At 52.2% G+C, this 25,499-nt stretch carries 23 protein-coding genes and 4 tRNA genes; 16 read left to right on the forward strand and 11 right to left on the reverse strand.

The annotated features are described in order from the left end of the window. Nucleotides 1–83 precede the first annotated feature (83 nt). Nucleotides 84–380 carry an integration host factor subunit beta gene (locus tag B6A39_RS06070; RefSeq protein WP_009722715.1) on the reverse strand — a complete coding sequence of 99 codons (297 nt, stop codon included), beginning with the start codon at nucleotides 378–380 and terminating at the stop codon, nucleotides 84–86. Nucleotides 381–585: 205 nt separating this feature from the next. Between B6A39_RS06070 and B6A39_RS06075 the strand changes: the two genes are divergently transcribed. Both B6A39_RS06075 and B6A39_RS06080 read left to right on the forward strand, forming a co-directional pair. Next, nucleotides 586–879, forward strand: coding sequence for an FAD assembly factor SdhE (locus tag B6A39_RS06075; RefSeq protein ID WP_083002571.1), 294 nt, complete (start codon nucleotides 586–588; stop codon nucleotides 877–879). Then, nucleotides 839–1,237 (forward strand): protein YgfX, encoded by a 399-nt coding sequence (locus B6A39_RS06080; RefSeq protein WP_232318753.1) that lies wholly within the window; start codon nucleotides 839–841, stop codon nucleotides 1,235–1,237. Before B6A39_RS06075 ends, B6A39_RS06080 begins: the two co-directional genes overlap by 41 nt. Here the strand turns inward: B6A39_RS06080 and nadB are convergent. From nadB to uvrY, 7 genes are all read right to left on the reverse strand, one after another. Beyond that, complete coding sequence (nadB, locus tag B6A39_RS06085) at nucleotides 1,214–2,890, reverse strand: L-aspartate oxidase (protein WP_083002574.1); 1,677 nt, start codon at nucleotides 2,888–2,890, stop codon at nucleotides 1,214–1,216. The two genes, B6A39_RS06080 and nadB, sit on opposite strands and share 24 nt — an antisense overlap. A 336-nt stretch (nucleotides 2,891–3,226) precedes the next feature. Beyond that, nucleotides 3,227–3,313, reverse strand: a tRNA-Leu gene (locus B6A39_RS06090). A gap of 41 nt (nucleotides 3,314–3,354) precedes the next feature. After that, nucleotides 3,355–3,428 (reverse strand) — tRNA-Cys (locus tag B6A39_RS06095). Between the two features lie 87 nt (nucleotides 3,429–3,515). Beyond that, a tRNA-Gly gene (locus tag B6A39_RS06100) sits at nucleotides 3,516–3,590 on the reverse strand. An 84-nt stretch (nucleotides 3,591–3,674) separates the two neighbouring features. Then, on the reverse strand, nucleotides 3,675–4,223 hold the full coding sequence (pgsA, locus tag B6A39_RS06105) for a CDP-diacylglycerol--glycerol-3-phosphate 3-phosphatidyltransferase (RefSeq protein ID WP_083002578.1): 549 nt from the start codon (nucleotides 4,221–4,223) through the stop codon (nucleotides 3,675–3,677). A 98-nt stretch (nucleotides 4,224–4,321) separates the two neighbouring features. Continuing rightward, nucleotides 4,322–6,136, reverse strand: a complete 1,815-nt coding sequence (gene uvrC, locus B6A39_RS06110) for an excinuclease ABC subunit UvrC (RefSeq protein WP_083002583.1) — start codon at nucleotides 6,134–6,136, stop codon at nucleotides 4,322–4,324. A gap of 46 nt (nucleotides 6,137–6,182) precedes the next feature. Further along, entirely contained in the window at nucleotides 6,183–6,833 is a 651-nt protein-coding gene (gene uvrY, locus B6A39_RS06115; protein ID WP_083002587.1) for a UvrY/SirA/GacA family response regulator transcription factor, read from the reverse strand. Between the two features lie 195 nt (nucleotides 6,834–7,028). On the opposite strand from uvrY, the gene B6A39_RS06120 reads away from it, so the two are divergent. After that, nucleotides 7,029–7,104: transfer RNA gene (locus tag B6A39_RS06120), tRNA-Ala, on the forward strand. A gap of 157 nt (nucleotides 7,105–7,261) precedes the next feature. Here B6A39_RS06120 and argF read toward each other — a convergent pair. Beyond that, on the reverse strand, nucleotides 7,262–8,185 hold the full coding sequence (argF, locus tag B6A39_RS06125) for an ornithine carbamoyltransferase (RefSeq protein ID WP_083002590.1): 924 nt from the start codon (nucleotides 8,183–8,185) through the stop codon (nucleotides 7,262–7,264). A 221-nt stretch (nucleotides 8,186–8,406) separates the two neighbouring features. On the opposite strand from argF, the gene grxD reads away from it, so the two are divergent. The 8 genes from grxD (at nucleotide 8,407) to B6A39_RS06165 (ending at nucleotide 14,483) form a co-directional block, all read left to right on the forward strand. Continuing rightward, a complete protein-coding gene (gene grxD, locus B6A39_RS06130; protein WP_038482899.1) occupies nucleotides 8,407–8,757 on the forward strand; it encodes a Grx4 family monothiol glutaredoxin in 351 nt (116 codons plus the stop codon). Nucleotides 8,758–8,892: 135 nt separating this feature from the next. Continuing rightward, nucleotides 8,893–10,896 carry a DNA polymerase III subunit gamma/tau gene (gene dnaX / locus B6A39_RS06135; protein WP_083002593.1) on the forward strand — a complete coding sequence of 668 codons (2,004 nt, stop codon included), beginning with the start codon at nucleotides 8,893–8,895 and terminating at the stop codon, nucleotides 10,894–10,896. A gap of 54 nt (nucleotides 10,897–10,950) precedes the next feature. After that, nucleotides 10,951–11,277, forward strand: a complete 327-nt coding sequence (locus B6A39_RS06140; protein WP_038482905.1) for a YbaB/EbfC family nucleoid-associated protein — start codon at nucleotides 10,951–10,953, stop codon at nucleotides 11,275–11,277. Nucleotides 11,278–11,279: 2 nt separating this feature from the next. Then, entirely contained in the window at nucleotides 11,280–11,885 is a 606-nt protein-coding gene (gene recR / locus B6A39_RS06145; RefSeq protein WP_083002596.1) for a recombination mediator RecR, read from the forward strand. A 52-nt stretch (nucleotides 11,886–11,937) separates the two neighbouring features. After that, nucleotides 11,938–13,068, forward strand: a complete 1,131-nt coding sequence (gene rnd, locus B6A39_RS06150; protein WP_083007863.1) for a ribonuclease D — start codon at nucleotides 11,938–11,940, stop codon at nucleotides 13,066–13,068. Next, nucleotides 13,068–13,361, forward strand: a complete 294-nt coding sequence (locus B6A39_RS06155) for a YcgL domain-containing protein (RefSeq protein WP_038482913.1) — start codon at nucleotides 13,068–13,070, stop codon at nucleotides 13,359–13,361. The genes rnd and B6A39_RS06155 overlap by 1 nt, the downstream gene beginning before the upstream one ends. Before the next feature lie 47 nt (nucleotides 13,362–13,408). Then, nucleotides 13,409–14,044, forward strand: coding sequence for an acyl carrier protein phosphodiesterase (locus B6A39_RS06160; RefSeq protein WP_232318754.1), 636 nt, complete (start codon nucleotides 13,409–13,411; stop codon nucleotides 14,042–14,044). Beyond that, a complete protein-coding gene (locus tag B6A39_RS06165) occupies nucleotides 14,025–14,483 on the forward strand; it encodes a YcgN family cysteine cluster protein (RefSeq protein WP_038482916.1) in 459 nt (152 codons plus the stop codon). Before B6A39_RS06160 ends, B6A39_RS06165 begins: the two co-directional genes overlap by 20 nt. A gap of 56 nt (nucleotides 14,484–14,539) precedes the next feature. Here B6A39_RS06165 and B6A39_RS18970 read toward each other — a convergent pair whose 3' ends face one another. Next, on the reverse strand, nucleotides 14,540–14,707 hold the full coding sequence (locus B6A39_RS18970; RefSeq protein ID WP_198036761.1) for a hypothetical protein: 168 nt from the start codon (nucleotides 14,705–14,707) through the stop codon (nucleotides 14,540–14,542). A 173-nt stretch (nucleotides 14,708–14,880) separates the two neighbouring features. Next, nucleotides 14,881–16,986 (reverse strand): S9 family peptidase, encoded by a 2,106-nt coding sequence (locus B6A39_RS06170; protein WP_083007864.1) that lies wholly within the window; start codon nucleotides 16,984–16,986, stop codon nucleotides 14,881–14,883. A 62-nt stretch (nucleotides 16,987–17,048) separates the two neighbouring features. Between B6A39_RS06170 and B6A39_RS06175 the strand changes: the two genes are divergently transcribed. From B6A39_RS06175 to B6A39_RS06195, 5 genes are all read left to right on the forward strand, one after another. Then, entirely contained in the window at nucleotides 17,049–17,474 is a 426-nt protein-coding gene (locus B6A39_RS06175) for a hypothetical protein (protein WP_083002600.1), read from the forward strand. A 33-nt stretch (nucleotides 17,475–17,507) separates the two neighbouring features. Beyond that, nucleotides 17,508–18,293: a class II glutamine amidotransferase gene (locus B6A39_RS06180; protein ID WP_083002603.1), complete on the forward strand. Its 786-nt coding sequence runs from the start codon at nucleotides 17,508–17,510 to the stop codon at nucleotides 18,291–18,293. 185 nt (nucleotides 18,294–18,478) lie between these two features. Continuing rightward, complete coding sequence (locus B6A39_RS06185; protein WP_083002606.1) at nucleotides 18,479–20,149, forward strand: AMP-binding protein; 1,671 nt, start codon at nucleotides 18,479–18,481, stop codon at nucleotides 20,147–20,149. Nucleotides 20,150–20,249: 100 nt separating this feature from the next. Next, nucleotides 20,250–24,263 carry an ATP-dependent RNA helicase HrpA gene (hrpA, locus tag B6A39_RS06190; protein WP_083007865.1) on the forward strand — a complete coding sequence of 1,338 codons (4,014 nt, stop codon included), beginning with the start codon at nucleotides 20,250–20,252 and terminating at the stop codon, nucleotides 24,261–24,263. Between the two features lie 108 nt (nucleotides 24,264–24,371). Further along, on the forward strand, nucleotides 24,372–25,493 hold the full coding sequence (locus B6A39_RS06195; RefSeq protein ID WP_083002609.1) for a beta-ketoacyl-ACP synthase III: 1,122 nt from the start codon (nucleotides 24,372–24,374) through the stop codon (nucleotides 25,491–25,493). Nucleotides 25,494–25,499: the final 6 nt, after the last annotated feature.

Here is a 25,499-nt window from a genome sequence, read left to right on the forward strand (position 1 = left end):
GTCATCCCGCATAAAGTCGGATAACAAGACCATATTAATCTTGCTATTGAAGACGCCGTGGTTGTGTAGCCTCGGTGAGCTCATTAATAGCCAAGTGCACGGCTTGCATCTACCTGCTCGCGCAACTCTTTGCCCGGTTTGAAGTGCGGGACGTACTTACCGTCCAAGTCGACCGGGTCTCCTGTTTTAGGATTGCGCCCGACACGAGGCTCTCGGTAGTGAAGCGAAAAACTACCGAATCCTCGGATCTCAACCCGTCCCCCGCTAGCAAGAGCATCGGTCATATCGTCTAAAATAATACGCACCGCCGTTTCTACTTCTTTGGCGGATAGCTCCGGTTGACGCATCGCAATTTGTTCGATTAGTTCAGATTTGGTCATCGGTTGGCTCCCTGCGAACTTTAAAGGCCGTGACGCGCTTGCGACCTCGATAACAACAGAGTCAGCATACTGCGCATAACAGCATAAAACAATTCAGATAAAACAAGGTACTAGAATGAATAACAGCATAGGCGAAGTGCGGCGCTGGCGCGACCCTGTGGCTTAGGTATACTGGCAGCTCATTTTGTAACTGGAGAGGCTGACGTTGAACGACGATACTTCCCCTGCAGCCATATTGCGTAAACGGCTTTATTGGCACTCTCGCCGTGGCATGTGGGAGCTTGACCTGTTGCTGATACCGTTTCTTGAGCACCGCTTTGATGAGCTGAGTGAAGATGAACAGTTAGCCTATCAGCGTTTAATTGAGGAGGAGGATCAGGACCTCTTTGGGTGGCTGATGCGTCGTGAATGGCCCGAGGAGCCAGCGTTGAAGCGCATCGTGCAGATGATCGTAGAGCATGCTGAAAATACCGACAACTCTGCTTATCGCACGCTCTAAAATCCAATGCGCTTTCCACGCATTCTTGGCATTCGGGTTGTGTGCGTTAACGGCGTGGCTTGTTAGTCTGTGGATAGCGTTGCTTGCGGCAGCCGCAGCGATATTGTTGCTGGGCCGTGAGTATCGCTATCAACCCATTGGCGAGTTAAGAATTTCAAAAAATGGCAATCAATTAAGTGCTCAGTGGTTATCCGAAGAGGGGGAGCTTGAAAACGAGCAGCCCGTCACTGCTGATTACGTGAGCCCTTGGTTAGTCGGGCTCCATGTCGGACCGCAGCGGCTTTGGCTATGGCCAGATAGTCTGCCAGCTCAGAGCCAGCGTTCGCTGCGGCGTTTATGCCATCGTCCCGGGCGATAGCTGATCAAGTGACATCTCCGAAGCCGCTGTATTTTCCTGATGTTCAGGCCAGTCGATGGAGTAATGCAGCCCTCGTGATTCATGCCTTTGAAGTGCCGCTAATACTGTCAGCTTTGCAAGCCATAGCGCTTGCTGTAAGCGCACGCTTTCAGAGTGCCTGCGTTTGCCAACGATGGTGCTTTCAATAGCGTTGTTAGAACCGTCTTCAGCAATTTCGCTATGAATACCGTTAAGCTGCTTCTCAAGGTCGCTCAGTTTGTTGTGAGCGATGCTTAGCCCCTGGTTGCTGCGAACAATCGAAACATACTGGCTCATTATTGCCCGCAGTTCGCTACGCATAGTCGCCAGGATTTCCAATGAGGAGGATGACCACTGCTGGTCTGATGGCGATACTGCATCGAGGGTATCACTAAGAAGCGCTTTAGGTTCAGCTGGCAGTGTCTGTGCTCGTTTTTCCGGTGTGAGTAAGTGCTTTGCACAGCTTCTGGCGTATACCAGGCACTCCAATAGTGAGTTGCTAGCCATGCGATTTGCGCCGTGTAGGCCCGTGTAAGCAATCTCACCAATCGCATAGAGGTTGGTGACGTGAGTTGCACCGCGATGATCTGTGGCAACACCACCGCAGCTGTAGTGCGCCGCAGGCACTACTGGAATAGGTTGGCGGGTTATGTCAATTCCCCGGGAGGCGCAGTGTGCCAAGATTGTGGGGAAGTGGTGGCGAATAGCGGATGCCCCAAGGTGGCTGATATCTAGCCACACATGCCCTTGGCTGCTTTGTTGGATTTGTGAATCGATTGCTCGGGCAACGACGTCTCTGGGGGCCAGTTCGGCGCGAGAATCGATATCGGGCATAAACCGGTGACCAGCCTCATTTAGCAGATGCCCACCCTCTCCTCGTACGGCTTCGCTAATTAAAAAAGCAGGTCCTTCTGGGTCAAACAGGCAGGTGGGGTGAAACTGCTGAAATTCAAGGTTCATCAGTTTAGCGCCCAATTCAGCAGCCATTACCATGCCTTCCCCGCTGCTTGGTGATGGGGTGGTGGTGTGCCGATAAAGGCCACTTGCACCGCCTGTGGCCAGTACGATGTGCTTAGCAAGAAGGGTTTGTTGTTGTTGCTGTTGATCTACGCCTTCCGCGCCAATGCAGCAGCCTGTGGTATCGCTGATTAAGTGTAGGATGGTTAAGTCATTGCGCTGAATAATATTGGGGTGAGAGGCCACTTTTTCGTACAGAGTGTCGACGACTGCGCGTCCCGTTGCATCGTCAGCATGAATAATGCGACGTGCGTTGTGGCCGCCTTCCCGTGTTAAGTGATAAGGATAGCGGGCGCTTGGGTCTGGATCCGGCGTAAATGGGACGCCGTTGTCGATTAACCACTGAATGGCGTCTGGGCCGTGAGTCACTGTAAATCGAACAGCCTCTTCATCACAAAGACCATCGCCAGCAATGAGTGTATCTCGCACATGGGCATCCAAATCGTCGTCTGGCGAGAGTACAGCTGCTATTCCGCCCTGCGCCCAGCGGCTGGCTCCCTGGTCATCCAGAGCGGGCCTAACCAGGGTGACCGAAAGGTGGTCAGCAACTTCAAGGGCTAAGGTTAGGCCGGCGACGCCGCCGCCGATGACAAGTACGTCGGATATTGGCGAGCTCATGGGGCCGAATCCTCTTTTTACATTCAAACGCAGTAGATGCTAAATGCTTCACACGCTGTAAACAGCAGAGGAAGGCATCATAGCGTGACTGCTGTCGCTTGGCGATGAGGGTATGTGAAAAATTGCTTTCAGCGCATATAGATAGCGGCTAAACGCTCTAATGCAATATTTAAGAGAGGGCAAGCTATTTAGCGATTGGATAAAACAGGAGGGGCAAAAAAGAGGGGTAATCAAAAAATTGAAGAGCCATTTAAGAAGCGTAAAAAACGCTTCTCTAGTGCTCTTGAAGCAATGCAAGCAGCTTTTACTGCTCAAAAGGGGGGTGCTAATTAAATATGGTGCCCGGAGCCGGACTTGAACCGGCACGGAGTTACCTCCGAGAGATTTTAAGTCTCTTGCGTCTACCAATTTCGCCATCCGGGCAGTGCATCGTAGGAATATTGCTATTCATCGCCACACTTAAATGGAGGCTGGAGTCGGAATCGAACCGGCGTACACGGAGTTGCAGTCCGCTGCATAACCACTCTGCCATCCAGCCTTACAAGTCGTTGGAGCGGGAAAGTAGATTCGATCGGACTGGCGTTCCAGCTCACGACCCTCACTTGCTTAACCACGCTGTCCAAGTTGGAGCGGGAAAGGAGATTCGAACTCCCGACCCTCGCCTTGGCAAGGCGATGCTCTACCACTGAGCTATTCCCGCTCGACTCGAGGGCGAATTATACGCATCGCTACGAGCTTGTCAATTAATGAATTTGTTTGAAGGTTCAGTCGTCTAGAGAGTCGGTCACATGGAGCGGCTCAAGTGAGGCCAAGCTGCTTTGAGGTATTGCGCCATTGACCACAGCGTAAGAATGGCTGCAGCATAAAGAACAACGACTCCAATTAGTGCAAATTCATGGCCTGGTGGGAAGGCCAGGAGTATGAGCAAGGCAACCATCTGCAGTGTTGTTTTAAGCTTACCGATCCAGGAAACCGCAACCATGCCTCGCTTGCCCATTTCGGCCATCCACTCACGCAGCGCCGAAATGACGATTTCGCGGCCGATAATGACCAGCGCGGGCAGTGTTAATACCAGTGTGTCAAAGCGCTCAATGAGTAGCGCCAGTGCAACTGCGACCATCAACTTATCAGCCACAGGATCGAGAAACGCGCCAAACGGCGTTGATTGATTCCAGCGGCGGGCTAAGTATCCATCTAGCCAGTCGGTGATGGATGCTAGTGCAAATAAGCCTGCAGCGACTGGCATGCTCCAGCTGAAAGGTAGGTAAAAAAGCACTACCAGCAGTGGAATAAAAACGATTCTTGCCAGAGTAAGTATGTTGGGTATATTCATCGCAGGGCGCGATCCTTGCCGGAGAATCATGGAAGACGGAGTGTAGTGGGGGACATTCTATCCCCCTTGGTGCTTAGCATCCATGTTAACAGTTAGGTTTATCCATTTAGAGATTGGTAAATCGTCTCAGCGAGCGATGCATTAATGCCAGGTACGCGTGCCAGCTCATCGCGACTAGCCTTCTGAACCCCCTGCAAGCCGCCGAAGAAGCGTAATAGTTCGCGCCGTCTTTTAGGGCCTATGCCGGGAATGTCTTGAAGCGTAGAGGTGCGCCGTGCTTTGTCACGTTGGGCTCGGTGGCCAGCAATCGCAAAACGGTGAGATTCATCGCGTATATGCTGAATTAAATGCAATGCTGGTGAAGCGGGGTCAAGGGGTAATGGGTTGTCAGTAGTTTCTAGAAAGAGCGTTTCTAGGCCTGCTTTACGGGTGGTGCCTTTAGCAACGCCGAGCAAAATAATATCGGTAACAGCGAGTTCGGTTAATACGCCGCGAGCCATGTTTAGCTGACCTTTACCGCCATCGACAATCAAAATATCAGGCGCCACTGCCTCGCCACTTTTTACTCGTTTAAGGCGCCGTGTTAGTGCTTGTTGCATGGCTGCATAGTCATCGCCTGCGGCGACGCCTTCTATGCGGAAGTGGCGGTAATCGCTCTTGCGTGGGCCTTGGTGGTCAAATACCACGCAAGAAGCAACGGTCGCTTCCCCATGGCTGTGGCTAATGTCAAAGCACTCAAGGCGCTCGGGTATTTTGTCCAATGAGAGGGCTTTCTGAAGGGCTTCAAATCGCTGAATAAGCTGGGTTTTGTTAGCCAGTTGCGAGGCAAGCTGTTGCTCGGCATTCGTCATAGCCAGATGCTGCCACTGTGCGCGATGCCCCCGAACTTGGCTGGTGACGCGAACGCGTTTACCCGCTTGCTGTGAAAGTGCGTCGGCAATCAGTGCGCTATCTGCAAGTGGATGGCTGGTAATTACTTCACTTGGTACATTATGAGGCTGGCCAAAATAGTACTGGCTGACAACCTCTGTTAGTAGCATGTCCGGGGGCAGGTCGAGGTCGTTTTTAGGCGTGTGATGGCGAGCGCCTAGTAAGCGGCCATCGCGAACGCTAAGTATTGATACTCCGAGCGCCCCAGGGCGTTGGGCCAGCGCAAAGACATCGGCATCACCACTTTCATTATCGACAAACTGGCGTTGCTGTAATTGGCGTAGTTGCTGTATTTGGTCACGTAACCTTGCTGCTTCTTCAAAATTCAAAGCGCGGCTAGCCGTTTCCATCTCTTCGCTAAGAAGCTGGGTAACGTGCTCGCTTTTACCTTCAAGGCACATCACCGCATGCTCAACATCGCGTCGGTAATCTGCTTCCGAAATGAAGTCAACACAAGGCGCGCTACAGCGCTGAATTTGGTATTGCAGGCACGGTCGAGAGCGGTGGGCAAACACGCTATCTTCACAATTACGTATGCGAAAAATTTTCTGCATCAGCGCTAGACTTTCTTTCACCGCCCCGCTGCTTGGATAAGGACCTAAATAACGGCCATCTCCTCGACGCTGTCGCGCACGTTTGTACTCAAGCGCAGGGTAAGCATGCCGATCGGTCACAAATACGAAAGGGTAAGACTTATCGTCTCTTAGCAGAATGTTATAGGGTGGACGCAGTTCTTTTATGAGCGTCTGCTCTAGCAGCAGGGCCTCTGTTTCGCTACGGGTGACGGTAATTTGGATATCTGCAATTCGCGCCACCATCGCCTGGGTTTTGGTATTAAGCTGGCCACGAAAATAGCTAGCAAGTCGAGCTTTCAGGCGCTTGGCTTTGCCGACATAGAGAGTGTTGCTGTGCTCGTCCAGCATTCTATAGACGCCGGGCGAGGCACTGACAGAGCTTAAAAATTGCTTGGCATCAAAAGTCATAGCAGGATATCGGCGCTTCTAGGCAACGGAAGTTGCGATGGTAGGTCTATCCCAGCATGGCGTCAAAGCCCTCAACTAAACCGTGGCGTAGGGCCAAGTGGGTAAGCTCTACATCGGTAGCAACCTCTAGTTTGTCAAATAACCGATAGCGATAGGTGTTCACTGTTTTGGGGCTGAGGTGTAAGCGGTCTGAAATATCCTGGACGCGCTGACAGTTTACAATCATAAGGGCGATTTGTAGCTCACGATGCGACAGGTGTCTAAATGGATTGTCTTCGTCAGTAAAATGGGAAAGAGCCAGCCGCTGGGCGATTTCTTTACTGACATAGCGCTTTCCGTGAAAGACTTGACGGATAGCATCGGTCATTTCGGTAATGTCAGCCCCTTTACTAAGAAAGCCAATCGCGCCCGCTTCCAGCATGAGCCGTAACGCACTATCTTCCATGTGAGCGGTTAATATGAGTACTTTGACGTCTTCCATTGTTCTCTGGATGCGGCGGGTAGCTTCGAGTCCACCGATGCCCGGCATGCGAATATCCATCACGACAATGTCAGGTTTCAGGCGGCGGCATTGAGCTACTGCGCTTTCGCCATCGTCAACTTCGCCTACGACTTTAATATCGCACTCTTCGTTTAGCAGGTGAGCAATACTGGTTCTCACTAGGTGATGATCATCGGCGATTAAAACTTTGATCAAGGTGCAGGCTCCTGCATAAAATCATCGTAGTGGTGGGCGAAAGCCGCGTTGCATGACATAGAGTGCCACAGCTCTAACCAAAGGAGAATTTAGTTGATAGTTGTTCATCATTAGCTTGACGCTAAGCAAATTACTGGCGTAGTATCTTGCCGCTGCTCAATGAGTGGTTTGGAAAAGCAGTATGTAAAATTATGTGGGGCCTTAGCTCAGCTGGGAGAGCGCAACACTGGCAGTGTTGAGGTCAGCGGTTCGATCCCGCTAGGCTCCACCATTTTACCGAATTATAGAATCCAAAAAAACGCCCCGTTACCAGTAACGGGGCGTTTTTTATGCTTATGATTTTCAATTGAGCGTGCGTACTGTTGGTCATTCGCGTGATTAGCAGCCTGTGCTTATAAAGCTCGTGCAAAAAAACACGCACCTATGCGCTACTTGTTGGTAATTTTGCCAAGCAGTAAAAACTCGATTAGTGCCTTTTGTGCATGTAGGCGATTTCCCGCTTCTTGCCACACGACAGCGCGTGGATCGTCCAATAAGGTGGCGCTGATCTCTTCGCCGCGGTGTGCAGGCAGGCAGTGTAGGAAAAGTACATCAGGTTGAGCGCTATCAAGCATCGCCTCGGTGACCTGGAAGCCTGTAAAGTCTGCTTCGCGCTTAGCCTGTTCTTCTTCCTGTCCCATGGATGCCCACACATCCGTAGTGATCAAATCGGCGTCTTTGGCAGCCTCATGAGGGTCGTGAAGCAACGTAACGCAGTCCCTAGCGGCTTCCAAAATGTCCGCGCGAGGTTCATAACCTTTAGGGCAGCAAACACGCAGTTTGAAACCAAACTGACGGGCGGCGTTAATCCAGGAGTGGCACATGTTGTTGCCATCACCTACCCAAACAGCCGTGCGTCCTTCTACACTGCCACGCAGCTCGGTCCAAGTCATCACGTCTGCTAGCAATTGGCAAGGATGATAATCGTCACTCAACGCGTTAATTACAGGCACGCTGCTGGCGCTGGCATAAGCTTCTAGGCCCGCGTGTGAAAAGGTGCGAATCATAACCGCGTCAACCATTTCGGACAGGACGCGGGCGGTGTCTTCAATAGGCTCTCCACGCCCTAGCTGGGTGTCACGGGGAGAGAGAAAGAGTGCGTGACCGCCGAACTGCGCCATGCCGGTTTCAAACGACACACGGGTGCGAGTAGATGACTTTTCAAAAATCATCGCTAACGTGCGGTTAGGCAGCGGCGTATAAGTGGGGCCGTTAGCCTTGAGCTCGGTTTTGATCTTAATCGCACGCTGAATCAGGTACGCCAGCTCATCTGGGGTTAAATCCAGCAAGGTTAAGAAATGGCGTGTCGCCATGATGATATCTCTCCGCGCAAAAACACTATCCTAGCGATGCGGCGGGGGATGCGCAACGCGCTCGGCATGCGTAGAATGACGTCCCATACGGTAAGGCCGAGTAGTTTGCTCAAGTATTAGGTTGCACAGCAACAAAAGGTAATCTTCGGCTTTAAGGGTTAAAGCTAGTTAACGAATTGCGTAAACTGGCGAGATAACATCACTTGTTTTAGGAGCACATCATGAGCACGACTGCCGAAAATATTCAGCGCCAAATTAGTGAAAACCCCATTCTTATCTACATGAAAGGTACACCTCAGTTGCCACAGTGTGGCTTTTCTGCACAAACAGTGCAGGCGCTAATGGGCTGCGGTGAGCGTTTTGCCTTTGTTAACGTGCTGGATAATCCAGATATTCGCGCTGAGCTGCCAAAAATTGCTAACTGGCCGACCTTTCCGCAGCTTTGGGTGGAAGGTGAATTAGTTGGCGGCTGCGATATCGTGATCGAGATGCATCAAAGTGGTGAACTCGAAAAGCTGATCAAAGAAGCTGCCCAGCGTGCTGGCGCAGCTGAAAGTGACAACAACGCTTAACGTTTAATGCCCTACGCCGCTTGGCTCCGTGGGCTACAGGTCCATTGGGTTGAGCGGTTGGCGGGCTGCCGCGCAGCCGCTAGAATGGTGTCCTTTTCGCATCGACAGTTAGCCCGCCAAAGGAAGTAATGCTCAATGAGCTATCAGGTTCTGGCCCGCAAATGGCGGCCGCGTACATTCCACGAGCTCGTGGGCCAGGCCCATGTTCAGCGCGCCTTGGTCAATGCACTCGACCAAGGCCGTCTTCACCATGCCTACCTATTTACGGGTACCCGAGGTGTGGGCAAGACCACCCTCGCGCGTATCCTGGCTAAATGCCTCAACTGCACCGCAAATGGCCGTGGCAATGAAGGTATTACCTCTACACCTTGCGGTGAGTGCGACAGCTGTCGCGCGATTGATGAGGGTCGGTTCGTTGACTTGATCGAGGTCGATGCTGCTTCGCGGACAAAGGTTGAAGATACCCGTGAGCTGCTCGATAACGTGCAGTATGCGCCAACGCAAGGGCGCTATAAGGTGTACCTGATTGACGAGGTGCACATGCTATCGACCAGTAGTTTTAATGCGCTTCTTAAAACGCTGGAAGAGCCGCCACCCCATGTGAAGTTTCTGTTAGCCACTACAGATCCGCAAAAGTTGCCTGCCACTGTCCTATCTCGCTGTCTGCAGTTCACGCTCAAGCATATGCCACCTGAACGGGTGGTAGAGCACCTAACCTATGTGCTGGGAGAGGAAGGGGTTGAGTATGATGAGAGCGCTTTGTGGCTGTTAGGTAAGGCCGCGGAAGGTTCTATGCGCGATGCAATGAGCCTGACCGACCAAGCTATTGCCTTTGGCCAGGGTGCGATTCGCCATGCGGATGTCGCTGCCATGCTGGGTACCTTGGATCATCGCCATGTGTTGGCGCTGGTAGAAGCACTGGCTGAGGTGGATGTTCAACGACTGCTAGCCGAGGTTGCTCAGTTGTCGGAGCAGGGGCCTGATTTTGCAGCAGTTTTGGATGAATTAAGTGCGGTTCTGCATCGCTTGGCCGTGGCGCAGATGGTGCCTGATGCCGTTGATAATAGCCACGGTGATCGAGCGCTTATTCAACAGCTGGCGAGCCGCTTTACTGCCGAGGATATTCAACTCTATTACCAGATCGGCATTCAGGGGCGTGGCGACATGGTGCACGCACCTGATCTGCGCAGTGCGCTGGAAATGACGCTGCTGCGTATGCTGGCGTTTCGCCCCCAGGGTGTGCCAAAGCCTGCTGCCACGCCGCTTCCGTTGCGCCGCGAACCTTCCAGTGACACTGTTTCCCAAGAAACGGTGTCGCATGAGCCTGTCTCTCATGAGCCAACAGCAAAAAAGCCTGAGCCTGCGCTGCCGAGCAATCAGGTAAAAATGCCTGACTCAGCCGCGGTGCAGGCGAGTGCTGCCACGGGTGCAACTGAAGAGTTAAGCGCACCTGGCGCTGTTTCATCAGAGCAAGCGCCACCCTGGTCGCTTGACGAGGTGGAGAGTGCCGCCATGCTTTCTTCAGAGCCAGAGCCAGAGCCAGAGCCAGAGCCAGAGCCAGAGCCAGAGCCAGAGCCAGAGCCAGAGCCAGAGCCAGAGCCAGAGCCAGAGCCAGAGCCAGAGCCAGAGCCAGAGCCAGAGCCAGAGCCAGAGCCAGAGCCAGAGCCAGAGCCAGAGCCAGAGCCAGTTTCCAGTGAGGTGCCTGCCAATGCTGCTAGCAGCCAGGCTGCTGACGATCGTCTAGACCATGCTGGGTGGCTGGCATGCTTCAGTGCCCTTGGGTTAGGCGGCCTTACCCGTAATTTGGCAGCGCACTGTCAGCTTGAAAGCGATGATGGCCACACGGTGGTGCTGCGGCTTGACCCTGGGCAATCCGCTATGCAGGCCGATGTTCACAATGGCCGTATTGAGCGCGCGCTAAGTAGTTATGGGCTGCCTCGGCGTATCGAGTTTACGGTGGCTGACTTAGCGCCTGATCTTGAAACTCCCCGCCAGCAGGAAGAGCGTCAGCAGAAAGAGCGTCACTCGTTGGCTGTTGATCTATTACACCGCGACCCCAATATACAGAAGCTACAGCAGGCATTTGGGGCTACTCTCATTGAGTCAACCGTTAAACCCGCGTCTGACAAGCGTTCTTAGCCGCTGACGATTGACTCACGATGCTTATTTTTTATTCCTTCAGGAGATAACCGCATGTTTAAAGGTGGAATGGGCAACATAATGAAGCAAGCCCAAGAGATGCAGGAAAAGATGCAGCAGATTCAAGAAGAAGCTGCTAAAGCGGAAGTCCATGGCGAAGCGGGCGCCGGTATGGTGAAAATCACCATGAACGGCCGCCACGATGTTACCAATGTCACTATTGATCCCAGCGTTCTTGAAGAAGACAAAGAGCTGCTGGAAGATTTGCTCGCCGCTGCCGTGAATGATGCTGTTCGAAAAGTGGAAGCAAACTCCAAGGCGAAAATGGAAGAAGCGACGGCAGGCTTGAACTTGCCGCCCGGCTTTAAGATGCCGTTCTAAACATGCGCTTCTCCCCGCTTGTTGAGCAACTGATGGACGCTTTTCGCGTGTTGCCGGGCGTTGGGCCAAAAACGGCTCAACGCATGGCCATGCACCTATTAGAACGCGAGCGCCCGGGAGGGCAGCGGTTAGCAGCGGTGATTCAGCAAGCCATTGAAGAAGTCGGTTATTGTCAGCGCTGCCGTACGTTGACCGAAGCGGATATCTGCGCGCTGTGCGAGAGCCCCCGTCGTGATGATGCGCTGCTGTGTGTAGTTGAGTCGCCTGCTGATCAGCTTGCTATTGAAGAGGCGGGTGGCTTTCAAGGGCGTTATTTTGTATTGCATGGTCACCTTTCTCCGCTGGACGGCATTGGCCCAGATGCTATTGGATTGGATCTATTGGAAAGCCGCGTCGCAGAGGGCAATATTCGCGAAGTAGTGCTTGCCACCAATCCCACCGTAGAAGGCGAAGCGACAGCGCACTTCATTGCTGCCCAGCTTGCTCACTACGGTGTCTCTTTTTCGCGGCTCGCCTACGGTGTGCCCATGGGAGGGGAGCTTGAGTATGTAGACGGTGGTACGCTAAGCCGCGCCTTTAATGGTCGCCAGCCTTTCGCCAGCGATTGACCCTTATAAAAACGCAAGCGCTTTTGCGATTGTGCCAACCCGGAAGTTTGCTTTGTCCTCTTTAGCCCCCTCGTTGTATCAATGGATTGATAGTGCCGACGCCTTAGATGCTGCATGCGAGCAAGTCGCCGGTGCCAGTGTAATTGCCCTGGATACTGAGTTTTTCCGTGAAAACACGTTTTTTCCGGTGCCAGCGCTTATTCAGTTCACCACCGGTGACATGGCGTATTTAGTGGACCCGTTGAGCACGCCTTGCACCGCTGCTTTTCGTGATTTGTTGCAGAATAGTGCCATCAAATTACTGCATGCCTGCAGCGAAGACCTCGAGGTTTTCCAACACTGGGCCGGCGTATTGCCAGTACCGCTTATAGATACGCAAGTCGCTCAGGCTTTTTTGGGGGAAACTCCCGGCATGGGCTATCAAAAATTGGTAGAGCACTGGATGGGGGAAACGCTGCCTAAAGAGGAGACGCGTTCCAACTGGTTAGAGCGCCCCTTAACGCCCTCCCAGTGCGAATATGCGGCGTTAGATGTTATCTATTTGCTGAAGGTTTGGGGGCTTCAAGCGGAGAAGCTTGAGCAAATGGGGCGGCGCGAATGGCTTAACGATGAGTGTGCCAGTCTTATCGAGCAGGCAGGCCGCAGCGTAGAAAGCGATGGCCAATGGTATACGCGCCAGCGGCAGTTATGGCGCCTTGATCCTCGCCAGCTTGAAGCCTACCGCTTAATGACCATTTGGCGGGAAGGCGAAACCCGCCGTCGGGATTTGCCGCGTAATTGGTTGGTTAGCGATAAGTTGCTGTTCGCGGTGGCTGAAAAAATGCCTAAAAATCGTTATGAGCTAGCAGAAATTGAAGGGGTTAAGCCGCCCCTGGTTAAAAAAGAAGGCGATACGCTGCTGTCGCTGGTGAAACGGGCTCAGCATTGCCCCGAAGGTGATTTGCTGGCGCGCTGGCCAGACCCGATGCATCCTGTGTTTAAGCGGCGCTTTAAAGCACTTAAAAAAGTAGTGACTGAGAAGGCTGCTGAGCTGCAAATAGCGCCCGAGATGTTGCTGCGGCGGCGAGATATTGAGGCGCTTGTGATGCAGCGGCTTGCAAACCAGCCATTAACCACTCCTGGCGGCTGGCGTGATGCCTATTTAACTCAAGAAATTCATCAAGCGCTTGAGGAGTTATCGTAATGAGCGAGAAACTGCTTTGTGAGATTTTAAAAAGCTCACGCAAAGACGAGATGTATCTCTACATAGACAAACAGAAAGGGTTGTCATCCGTGCCCGACGCATTGATGGATACCTTCGGTAAGCCAGTGCCGGTGCTGACAATGATACTGACTGCCGATAAAAAGCTGGCTCGAGTGAACGCTGCTGATGTGATGGATGCAATCCAAGAGCAAGGCTTTTACCTGCAAATGCCGCCTGCGAAAGAAGCCTATTTGCTGGATGTTCACCGCGCTCAGGCGGCTAACCGCGAATGAGCGTTATGAGCTTCTTGTCATGAACGTTCTGCCATGAGCGTTTTTCCATGAACTTTCTTGCCCATGCTTGGCTTGCCCATCCTGGTAGTGATGAGTTTCTGTACGGAAATCTGATTGCTGACGGCGTGAAGGGGCAAGACTTAACGGCTTGGTCGCCAGATGTTGCTAGCGGCATACGTCATCATCGCCGCGTGGATGCCTGGATTGATCGGCACCCAAACGTTTTAGAAGCAAAGCGGCGCGCGCCACATGCTCAGCGGCGTTATGTCGGTATCGCGTTAGATATTGTGTGGGATCATTTTCTTGCTCGTCAGCAGGCGGGAGAGCAGCAGCACCAGTTAATCGAGCGCTGCTATCAGTTGTTACAGGCTTGGCCTGCGCCGCAACGGTTGTCTACCATGATGCCGTTGATGATTAAGCATGACTGGCTGCACCGTTACGCTGATTTTGACTTTACCTGCCGTGCAGTAGCAGGCATTGGTCAGCGGCTATCGGGGCCGAACCGCTTAGCAGAGTTAGTGCCTTGGCTTTACGAAGACTATCCATGCTTAGCGGCCGACTTCGCAGTGTTATGGCAAGAGTGTCGTGCCACGCTAACCAGCAGCGGTAGTGCTGCGGAGAGTGGGAGTTATTCAGACATGTTGAAAGTAAAGGGAATCAATGATGGTGGCGGCCATGCGTGAGCGCTTCTGGGAAAGATACTCGCTAGAAGAGTTAACGCCCCAAGAGTGGGAGGCGTTATGCGATGGTTGCGGCCAGTGTTGCTTGTTGAAGCTCCACGACGATGAAACACAAGAATTAGCGGTGCTTAACGTTGCCTGTCGGTTGCTGGATATTCACAGTTGCCAGTGCAGTGACTATGAAAATCGCTTCGATAGCGTACCCGACTGTACACAACTGACGCCTGAGCTCGTCAAAGAGTTTACCTGGCTGCCGCACACATGTGGCTATCGGCGTGTTGCTGAAGGGCGCAAGCTAGCAGGATGGCATCCGCTGCTGAGTAACGATGCTGAGCGCGTTCACCGGAAGGGCGTAAGCGTAAGAAGCTTTGCGGTTTCCCAAGATGACGTGCCCGAGCGCCTTTTGGAAGAGCATATTATCGCTGTATTGCCGATGTCCTAAACCTAACAGTCGCCCTCCCTGGCATGCTCACTAACCGCTGGCTAACGGTAATAACGTTAGCTGGCGGTTTTGCTTTTTGTGCTATCCCAAATGGTTAAAAACGCCTCTTTAAGGGGAGAGGGCTGTCGCTTTGCTATAGCTTCTCGCGTGGCAGATTGATGGGAAGGTGCGGTTGTTTTTAATGGAGTATCCCAAATCGTTGGAAACTTTTCCTGGTAGTTCATGATGCACTCCTGATTCTTCAATTAAGATGTTTGTCTATAAAACTTATGGCTAGTATGGCGTAAAAATTAATTTATGGAAAGCATTTCCATAAATTAATTCTTTCACAAAAAAGCAGCGCCTGGGCGCTGCTTGAATGCTATTTGCAGATCTTATGCTGTTTCTTGATGGGCCGTTATTGCGGTTGCTTTGTTCTGTTCATGGGGGCTAACCCAAGTGACCACAAAATAAACGCGTCTTGCCGAGCCGTATCTCGCCAAGCTTTGAACCTGCCTGACGCGCCGCCGTGGCCGCTGGTCATGTCGGTGTGAAGCAGTACAGGAGCATTGCCTTGCTGTGCCTCGGTAACGCGGGCATAAAATTTGGCAGGCTCCCAGTAACTAACACGAGTATCAAACCAGTTGCCCTCTATCCATAGCGCTGGGTAGTGCTGGGCGCGTATGTTGTCGATAGGTGAGTAGCCAGCGATACGCTCGGCGACTTCGGGGTCTTCAGGATTGCCCCACTCACTATATTCGGCGGTGGTAAGCGGTAAATCTGGGTTCTGCATGGTACGGAGCACATCCAGAAACGGCACCTCCAATACCGCTGCGCAAAATGCCTCAGGTTTACGATTGACGCAGGTGCCGACTAGCAAACCGCCTGCGCTTGCCCCGCAAGCCACGATCCGTTCTGGCTGGCTAAGCCCCTCGTTTACTAGCGCCTCTCGGGCAGCTAAGAAGTCGTTAAAGCTATTCTCTTTATGAGCCATTTTGCCATTTAGATACCATGGTTCGCCTCGCTCACCGCCGCCGCGTACGTGGGCGACTGCAAATGCTGCGCCACGCTCCAGTAGTTCGAGCCGAGCAATTGAGAACCAGGGGTCAAGCGCTTCACCATAGGCGCCGTAACCATACAGCAGCGTGGGCAGTAGTTGGCCAGCTAAGTCGGCGCGCATGACAATGGATACTGGCACGCTTTCGCCGTCAGCGCTGGTTGCCCATATGCGCTGGCTGACTAGTTGATCAGGCAGCAGTTGGCCGTAAACGGGGACTTGCTTTAGCAACGTACGTTCACCGCTATCAAGGTTTAGCGCATACCAGCTGGGAGGGCGAGTGAACGACTCTTCACGGAGGTGCACGATATTGGCATCGAAGTGTGGCGAATCTTCTAGTAACTGCGAGCAGGGCGTTTCAGGTAGTTCTATATGCTTATCTAGTGTGAGGTTGTGATCTTTATCTAGCACTAAGCGGCGTAACATAACCTGGGCATCACGATGGCTGCGCTCGGCAATGATTAGCCCCCATTCAAACGCATCGATCCCTTCTAGGGTAGTGTCTTCACGGTGAGCTATCAGTGACTTCCACTCGGGAGCAGGGTTACTGTGTTGATCAGCGCGTGTGAAGTCGAGCTGAAAATGCGGGCCTGCGAGATTTTGTAAGCGATAAAACGTACCAGGGCGATGATCAATGCTCACTTCAACCCCTGCCTGGCGGGCATGTAGGCACACTGGGGAGGTATGGGGCTGATCTGCCGGCACGACATGAATCTCTGTTGTATCTTTCGAACCGCTTTCAATCAAAAGCCATGCTTTCGAGCGCGTTTTGCCAATCCCAATCCAGAACTCCGGATCGTTCTCACGCATTACTAAGGTTGGTTCAGCAAGGCGCTCTGGCGTTGAAAACGGTATCCATACACGCCAGATGGAGTCCGGGCGCTGAGTGTCATCAAAGCGTGTAAATAGCAGCGTTGCGCCGTTGGTTGTTTCATCCTCTGCCCAGCATACGCTAGCGCCAATATCGCTCAGTAACTGCTGTGGTTTTCCATTGGGTAGTGCTTTTAACCATAGAGTGAATCGCTCGTCGCCCTGAGTGTCTTCTGTCCAGGCAAGCCACTGCTCATTTGGGGAAAGTGCCATGTCACCCATGTCATAAAAAGACTGATCGGCGGCACGCTCACGTACGTCAAGAAAACACTCATGAGCATTGGGTTGGTCGTTAGGGTGGCGCCACCAGCAAGGGTAATCATCCTCGGCGGCGGTATTGCTCCAGAACGTAAAGTGGTCAAGCGCTGTCTTAAGGCTGGTTATTGCCAATTCACGACGCGCTAAGTGGCTCTGATAAAGTGTTTCGGCAAGCGGCCGTAAAGGAGCAAACCACTCATCATGCTGATGGTTTGCGGCTTCTAAAAAAAGCGATACGTCAGGCGCATCACGCTCTTCTAACCAGTGCCATTCTGGAGAATTAGCGCGATAATAACGTGTAACAGGCGAGCCTTCGTGCTTACCAGGCTGTGCTTTCATAAATTGATAGGTACCATAACGGGAAATCAACGTCGGGTGTCTCCACCCACATGAGGGGTATTATGCTGTTTGAAGACTCAATGTCACTGCTGTGGTTAAGTTATTACGTTCTTTCACTGATCGTGCTGATCGCTGTCTACTTTGCGCTAACATTTTTGCCTCGCCTACCGCGTTTGGTGATCACCTGGTGTGTGGCCGGTGCGATGTGGATACCGGCAGGGTATCGGTTACCGTTGATAGAAGAGGGTGAGTTTTATACCGGCTGGGCACCGGCTGCCATGGTGTCTGCGGTTGCTTTTCTTGAGCATAGCACCAGTGCACTACGTGGTGGTTTGCTGTGGTTGATTTTAGGCATTGCTTTAGGTGCATGTGTTGGCATTGCCCTTTGGTGGTGGCGTAGGCCGGAACCTTATGACGATGCGTCTCAGCATCAGCCCCAGGAAGAAGATCCTCAGCCAACCCGACGCCGAGAACCAGTGATTAACTAATGCGAGTACTAGGCGCGATGATGGAGCTAGCCGATGTGTGAGTTACTAGGCATGAGCGCCAATGTTCCTACCGATATTTGTTTCAGTTTTTCCGGCTTTTTAAACCGCGGTGGGGGCACTGGCCCTCACCGCGATGGGTGGGGCATCGCATTTTACGAGGAGGGGGGGTACCGTGAATTTCGTGACCCCCATCCCTCGGTTAACTCCCCCATAGCCCGTTTAATCTGTGAATATCCTATCAAGTCCAATGTGGTGATTAGCCATATTCGCCAAGCGAATGTAGGCGGCGTACGGCTGGCAAATACGCACCCATTTACCCGTGAAATGTGGGGGCGGCCCTGGTGCTACGCCCACAATGGCCAGTTGAGTGATTGGCGGCAACTGCCATTAGGTACGTACACCCCGGTAGGTAATACAGACAGTGAACACGCTTTCTGCTGGCTAATGGGCGAACTACGTCGTTGCTTTCCCACGCCGCCCGCATCTCCTGACTCATTGTGGGAGCGTCTGCATGGGTTATGTGAAGAGTTGCGCGGATTAGGTGTTTTTAACCTACTGTTATCTGACGGTGTTTACTTATACAGCTACTGTTCGACCAAACTGGCTCATATCACACGACGCGCGCCCTTTGGTGAGGCGGAGCTGTCCGATGCAGAGTTGACGGTTAATTTTATCGAACATACGACGCCTAACGATATTGTCTCTGTAATTGCCACCGAACCACTTACCCAAAATGAAGCGTGGCAGCGAATGGTTCCTGGCGAATTATTGGTATGGCGCGAGGGAGAAATTAAAGCGAGTTACGGTCATAGTAAATAGTGTGACAACAAGTATGAGCGACAGCGAAGGGGGGATGTTTTAAGCTAAAGTTGAAACGCCAGTTTCAATCGATCGTTTTACAGCGTGCTGCCTGTCGTATATGGTTGGCTTTTTTAGGCTTGCTAGTTAGTCACGCAACAATAACAAGGTCGGTCAAATATCGACACGGATAGCGGAGATTGCCCATGAGCGAACACGCCAATGCCCACGTACTTCGTGGCCCAGCGCTTGAAGGCTTGGATCAGTACAACTCAGTCACGGATGTCTTTCATTCAGCGGTTAAACGTTTTGCCCACAAGCCAGCATTTAGCTGTATGGGTAAAACCCTCACGTTTGCCGACCTTGATCGTCTGTCGGCCAATTTTGCAGCTTGGTTGCAGCATGAAACTGATTTGGTTCCTGGAGATCGAATAGCCATTCAGCTGCCTAACGTGCTGCAGTTTCCTGTGGCGGTGTTTGGTGCATTAAGAGCAGGGCTCGTGGTCGTTAATACCAATCCGCTTTACACCGAGCGGGAGATGGCTCACCAGTTTAAAGACTCAAATGCCAAGGCCATTGTGATTTTGGCCAATATGGCTGACAAACTTGAGAAAGTGCTGGATAAAACGGATATCCAACACGTCTTAGTCACCCAGCTTGCCGATCTGCACGATGTGCCGAAGCGTTGGTTAATTAACGCCGTTGTTAAGCACGTTAAAAAGATGGTGCCTGCCTACTCGCTACCAAACGCTGTAGGTTTGCGCGATGCACTGAAAAAAGGCGCTTCGTTACATCATACCGAGGTGCAACGCACCATGGATGATGTGGCTGCACTACAATACACCGGAGGCACCACCGGTATGCCTAAAGGTGCGATGCTGACTCACCAGAATCTAGTGGCCAATATGCTCCAGGCGCGTGCCGCTATCGGTGAGCATTTGACTGATGGCGAAGAGCTAGTAGTCGCGCCATTGCCGGTCTATCACATCTATACGTTTACCGTTAACTGTTTGTTCCTGATGGAAACAGGCAACCACTCGCTATTGATTACCAATCCTCGCGATTTACCGAGCTTTGTGAAAGAGCTTAAGGGGTTGCCATTTACAGGTTTTATTGGTCTGAACACGCTGTTTAATGCGCTGTGTAACCGAGATGACTTTAAACAGCTCGATTTTTCAAAGTTAAAGCTGACCATTTCGGGCGGTATGGCGCTTACCAAAGCCGCTGCTAAACGCTGGGAAGAAACGACAGGTTGTCCAATTGCGGAAGGCTACGGGCTGACGGAAACATCGCCCATTGTTAGCTTTAACCCCACTAACGCTATACAGCTTGGCACCATTGGAAAGCCAGTGGCTGGTACCGCTGTGAAAGTGATAGATGCAGATGGTAATGATGTTCCCATGGGGGAGCCTGGTGAACTTTGCGTGCAGGGGCCTCAAGTGATGAAAGGGTACTGGCAGCGCGAAGATGAAACACGTAATTCCATTGATGAAAATGGCTGGTTTCACACGGGTGATATCGCCATATTGCAAGACGATGGCTATATCAAAATCGTTGATCGTAAAAAAGATATGATTTTAGTATCTGGCTTTAATGTCTATCCAAATGAAATAGAAGATGTGGTGGCAGCGCATCCAGATGTGTTGGAGTCGGCGGCCGTTGGCGTGCCGGATGAAGATGCGGGTGAAGCGATCAAGCTATTCGTTGTTTCTAAAAACAGTGAGTTAGACGCTGAGACGCTGCGCAAGTGGTGTAAAAAAGAACTAACCGGATACAAAGTTCCGAAGTACGTAGAGTTCCGTGATGAGCTTCCCAAAACCAACGTTGGTAAGGTGCTGCGTCGTCAGCTCCGCGATCAGGAAACAAGCAACGCTTAAGCGCTTAACGAGTTTGCTATCAGGTGGCTGTTAGGCGTCCTGTTATCGAAGGCGTTACAATAGTCGGCCCACTCATGCAGTGGGCCGATTTTATTCTGAGATGGAAACCGAGCCTAACGTGACCACCGACACGCAAACTTCCCATGCTGACGCCCAGAACGCTTCTCCACTCACCGTATTAGATGAGGAGATAAGGCACGTTATGCTGCGTGATGCACAGCAGCTAGCACGTCGTGTGGCAGGCCTTAAGCGGCGTCAACGAGACAGTAAGCCGATTGACCACGGTGTACAGCAAGTTCAGCGCGATCTTGAAAAAGCTAAACGCCTGCTTGCCAACCGCGAAGCACTGAAGGTGACGCTAGAGTATCCTGCCGAGTTGCCCGTTGTGGAGCGGCGAGAGGATATCTTAAAGGCGATCCGCGACCATCAGGTAGTGGTCGTGGCGGGGGAGACAGGATCGGGAAAAACCACCCAACTGCCTAAGATCTGTCTGGAGCTTGGCCGTGGACGCAAGGGGATGATTGGGCATACCCAACCGCGTCGATTGGCAGCGCGTAGCGTTGCCGGGCGGTTAGCGGAAGAGATGAGCGTACAGCTAGGTGAGCAGGTGGGGTACCAAGTACGCTTTAATGATCAAAGCTCGCCGAATACGCTCGTAAAGCTGATGACTGACGGTATCCTGCTGGCAGAAACGCAGCACGACCCATTGCTACTACGTTATGACACGCTAATTATCGATGAAGCTCATGAGCGCAGCCTTAATATCGACTTTTTGCTGGGCTATTTAAAGCGCCTGTTGCCGAAACGACCTGATCTAAAAATTATCATTACTTCAGCCACCATTGATGTGAATCGCTTCGCTGCCCACTTTGGCAGTGCTAAGACGACTGCGCCGGTGGTGGAGGTGTCTGGCCGCACCTTTCCTGTCGATGTTCATTATCGCCCGTTAGCGCGCAGTGAAGAGGATGAGGATGACCGGACACTGCAAGAAGGCATTTTACATGCAGTGCGCGAAATCGAAACCATCGAGCGTGAGAAGGGCTGGCTGCATGGTCCACGCGACGTGCTGGTGTTTTTACCCGGGGAGCGGGAGATTCGTGAGACAGCCGATACGCTGCGACGAGCTGACTTAACCGGCACCGAAATATTGCCACTCTATGCTCGGCTTTCCAACGAAGAGCAAAATCGTGTCTTTGCTGCCCACAAAGGGCGGCGAATTGTGCTGGCTACTAACGTTGCTGAAACCTCGCTCACGGTACCGGGAATTCGCTACGTTATTGATCCTGGCTTGGTGCGTATCAGCCGCTACAGCTATCGGGCGAAAATACAGCGACTACCGATTGAGCCGATTAGCCAGGCCAGTGCCAATCAGCGTAAAGGCCGCTGTGGACGTGTGGCGGAAGGGGTATGCATTCGTCTTTATGATGAAGAGGATTTCCTGTCGCGGCCAGCGTTTACCGACCCAGAAATTCAGCGCACCAATTTAGCATCAGTCATCCTTTCCATGCTGGCGCTGAAACTTGGCAGTATTGAAGCATTTCCTTTTGTTGACCCGCCCGATGGCCGATTCGTAAAAGATGGCTTTCGTTTGCTGTTTGAACTGGGAGCGGTAGACGACCAGCAGCGCCTGACCCCGCTGGGCCGCAAGCTAGCTAAGCTACCCATCGACCCACGCCTAGCGCGCATGGTGCTGGCAGGTGCCGAACGAGGCAGCCTGCGGGATGTGTTGATTGTGGTATCGGCTTTGGCGATACAAGATCCTAGAGACCGACCTGCTGACAAACGCCAAGCGGCGGATCAAGCGCACCAGCGCTGGCATGATCCCGATTCTGATTTTGTTGCGTTGCTAAACTTATGGCATGGCATCGAAAATGCCCGCGAGGCTCTCTCAGGCAACCAACTACGTCGCTGGTGTCGCGAGCACTATATTAACTATCTGCGCATGCGCGAATGGCATGACACGTTCCGTCAATTGCGTCAGCTGCTGCGCGATATGGACATCGACGTGCCCGCACCGCTGCCCAGAGATGAAGACGAAAGTGAAGAGCAGGCCAAGCAAGCGCGTCGTAAAACGTCAGGAAAACTGCACCAAGCACTGTTATCTGGGCTGCTTTCTAACCTGGGAACACTGCTGGAAAATCGTGAATATCTCGGTGCGCGGAATCGTAAGTTTATGATTCACCCCGGCTCAGGGCTGGCGAAAAAAACGCCGAAGTGGGTAATGGCGTTTGAGCTGATTGAAACCACTAAATTGTTTGCCCGTACTGTGGCGAAAATTGATCCCCAGTGGATTGAGCCTCAAGCGCAGCACTTGATAAAAAGCAGCTACAGTGAGCCTCACTGGGAAATGAAACGTGCCCAGGTAGTCGCGTTCGAGCAAGTAACGCTGTTTGGTCTGCCGATCGTTGCCCGTCGCCGCGTGCATTATGGCCCTATTGCTCCACAAGAGTCCCGGGAGCTGTTTATTCGTCGTGCGTTAGTGGAAGGCGAATTTCAGACTAAGGGTGCGTTTTTTGCCCATAACCGAGCGCTGATTGAAGAAGTTGAGGCACTCGAGGATCGTGCACGTCGGCGCGATATTCTGGTCGATGAAGAGACGTTGTTTGCTTTTTATGATGAACGACTCCCACACGATGTCGTTAATGGCAAAGGATTTGAGCACTGGCGTAAACAGGTGGAACGTGAGTCTCCTGACTTACTAAAATTCGATATTGAGGCACTTAAAGCGCGGGATGCCAACGACGTTACTCAGGCGCAGTACCCTGACCACCTAACGTTGGCAGGGGTTGCTTATCCGGTCAGCTATCACTTTGATCCTGATGCAGAAGATGATGGCGTCACGCTAACCGTTCCTGCTGCTATGTTGCCTCAGTTGCCCGTGCATGCCCTTGAGTGGGTAGTGCCGGGTTTACTGCGCGAAAAGTGTATTGCGCTACTTAAATCGCTGCCGAAAAGCATTCGCCGCCAGGTGGTTCCTATTCCCGACTGGGTCGATGCAGCGCTGGAAATGCTCGTGCCTGATAAGCGCCCACTGACTGAGGCGCTTGGCGAGTTTATTCGGCGGCGAACGGGCGTGCGGGTTCACCCTGACGACTGGCGGCTTGACTTGCTAGCGCCACATTTAATCATGAACGTACGGGTTGTGGATCACGCTGGCAAAACGCTGGGCCAGGGGCGCGACGTTCGCGCCCTTGAAAGACGCTTTGAAGAAGCCGCCAGTATGGGGGCCCAGGCATTAGCAGAACAGGCTAATCAGGCCCCGGCGCTTGAAAGTCTGCCTAGTGAGCCGCTCCCTGAGTCGCGGGTGACGACCCAGGCGGGTATCCGTGTTGAAGCTTATCCGGCGCTGGTGGCAGAAGATTCACGCTTCAAAGTGGCACTTTTCGACCATCCCGCCAAGGCAGCGGCAGCTCATCAAATGGGTGTGGCCCGTTTGGCGATCTCACAACAGCCGGATCAGGTGAAAGCTATTAAGCGTTTGCCGGACGTGGAAAAATGCGCATTGTTGTTTGCGAAGGTAGGGAACAAAAATGAGTTGGTTGATGATCTTTTGTTGGCGGTGTTTACTCAAGTAGTGGCTACGCATCCTCTACCACGCTCTGAGCAAGCCCTTAAGGAGCGCTTGCAAACTTCTGAAGGAAGCTTGTTAGCGCATGCCCAAACACTGTTAACTCATGTTGAGGCGGCGCTGAAGGGGCACTTGGCAGTGACCAAAATTTTAAAAGGGAAGCTCAATTTTGCATTGGCGCTTGTATACAGCGATGTCAGCGCGCAGATGAAGCGATTGGTTTACCCCGGTTTTATTCGCGATGCAGGTGAGTGGTTAACGGAGTATCCTCGTTATACAGAGGCTGCACTAATCCGGCTGGAGAAAGCCGCGCGAGAGCGAGGGCGCGACCAAATGCTGATGCACGATGTCCAAGCATTAGAAACACGTTTCGACGCGCGCCGAAAAAGCGAACGCAGAGGCGACGCAGAAGACCCAGAGTTGGTGGCATTTGGTTGGTGGATTCAGGAGCTCCGAGTGTCTCTGTTTGCCCAACAGTTGGGTACTAAAATGCCTGTCTCTGTGAAACGCCTAGAAAAGCGTTGGGAAGAGCTTATTAGCGTTTAACGCTTGTCGTAATACGATAATAGGCTCACGTAGTTAAGCCTATGCACCAAGATGACAGCATCGATTGACAGCCAGCGACTCTCATCAAGCCGCTAAAAGGAGAAAGGCATGACACATGTGGTGATTACCGGTACAGGACTTTACACGCCGGAACACGCCATTGATAACGCGTCGTTGGTGAAAGCATTTAACGCGTGGGTAGACAGCCAAAATGCTCGGCATGCTGATGCAATCTCACGTGGTGAACGAGCGCCGTTGTCACACTCAAGTAGCGAGTTTATTGAAAAGGCATCCGGCATTAAAAGTCGTTATGTGCTGGATGCCTCGGGTATTCTTGACCCGGCGCGGATGCGGCCTAAATTGCCACAGCGTAGCAATGATGAACCTTCTATTCAGTGTGGTATGGCGACCCAGGCAGCACAGCAAGCATTGGCAGCAGCTAACGTCGATGCTGCTGATATTGAGCTTGTCATCGTGGCGTGTTCAAACCTAGAGCGTGCCTATCCAGCCGTAGCCGTCGAAGTTCAACAAGCGTTAGGCACCAGCGGTTACGGTTTCGATATGAACGTGGCCTGTAGCTCCGCAACGTTTGCACTTGAAACAGCAGCCAATGCGATTGCATCCGGTAGCGTGAAGCGAGCACTCATCGTAAATCCAGAAATATGTTCGGCACACCTAAACTTTACAGATCGCGATAGTCACTTTATTTTTGGCGATGCTTGTACAGCAATGGTACTGGAAAGCAGTGACTGTGCGGTGGCAGATGAGCAATTTGAAATATTAGGTACGCGTCTAGTAACGAAGTTCTCAAATGCGATTCGTAATAACGCAGGCTTCCTTAATCGCGTTACCGACAGTGACCCGCTGGCGCTGGATAAATTATTTGTACAAGAAGGACGACGGGTCTTCCGAGAAGTTTGTCCCATGGTGGCTCAACTGATTTCGAGCCATTTAGCCTCTTTAGAACTTTCTGGAAGCGATTTGAAACGTATGTGGCTGCATCAGGCTAATCAGCATATGAATGATCTTATCGCACGGAAAGTGCTAGGTGTGGAACCTAGTAAAGCGCAAGCGCCTATTATTCTTGATCGTTATGCTAATACCAGTTCGGCAGGATCGATAATTGCCTTTCACCTGCATCGTGAACAGTTAGAAAGTGGCGATATTGGTGTGATTTGTTCATTTGGCGCGGGCTATAGCGCCGGTAGTGTTGTTATACGTCGTCAATAACAGTGC

Origin of the sequence: Halomonas sp. GT, from assembly GCF_002082565.1 — a bacterium.
In the GTDB taxonomy this organism is placed as follows: Bacteria; Pseudomonadota; Gammaproteobacteria; order Pseudomonadales; family Halomonadaceae; genus Vreelandella.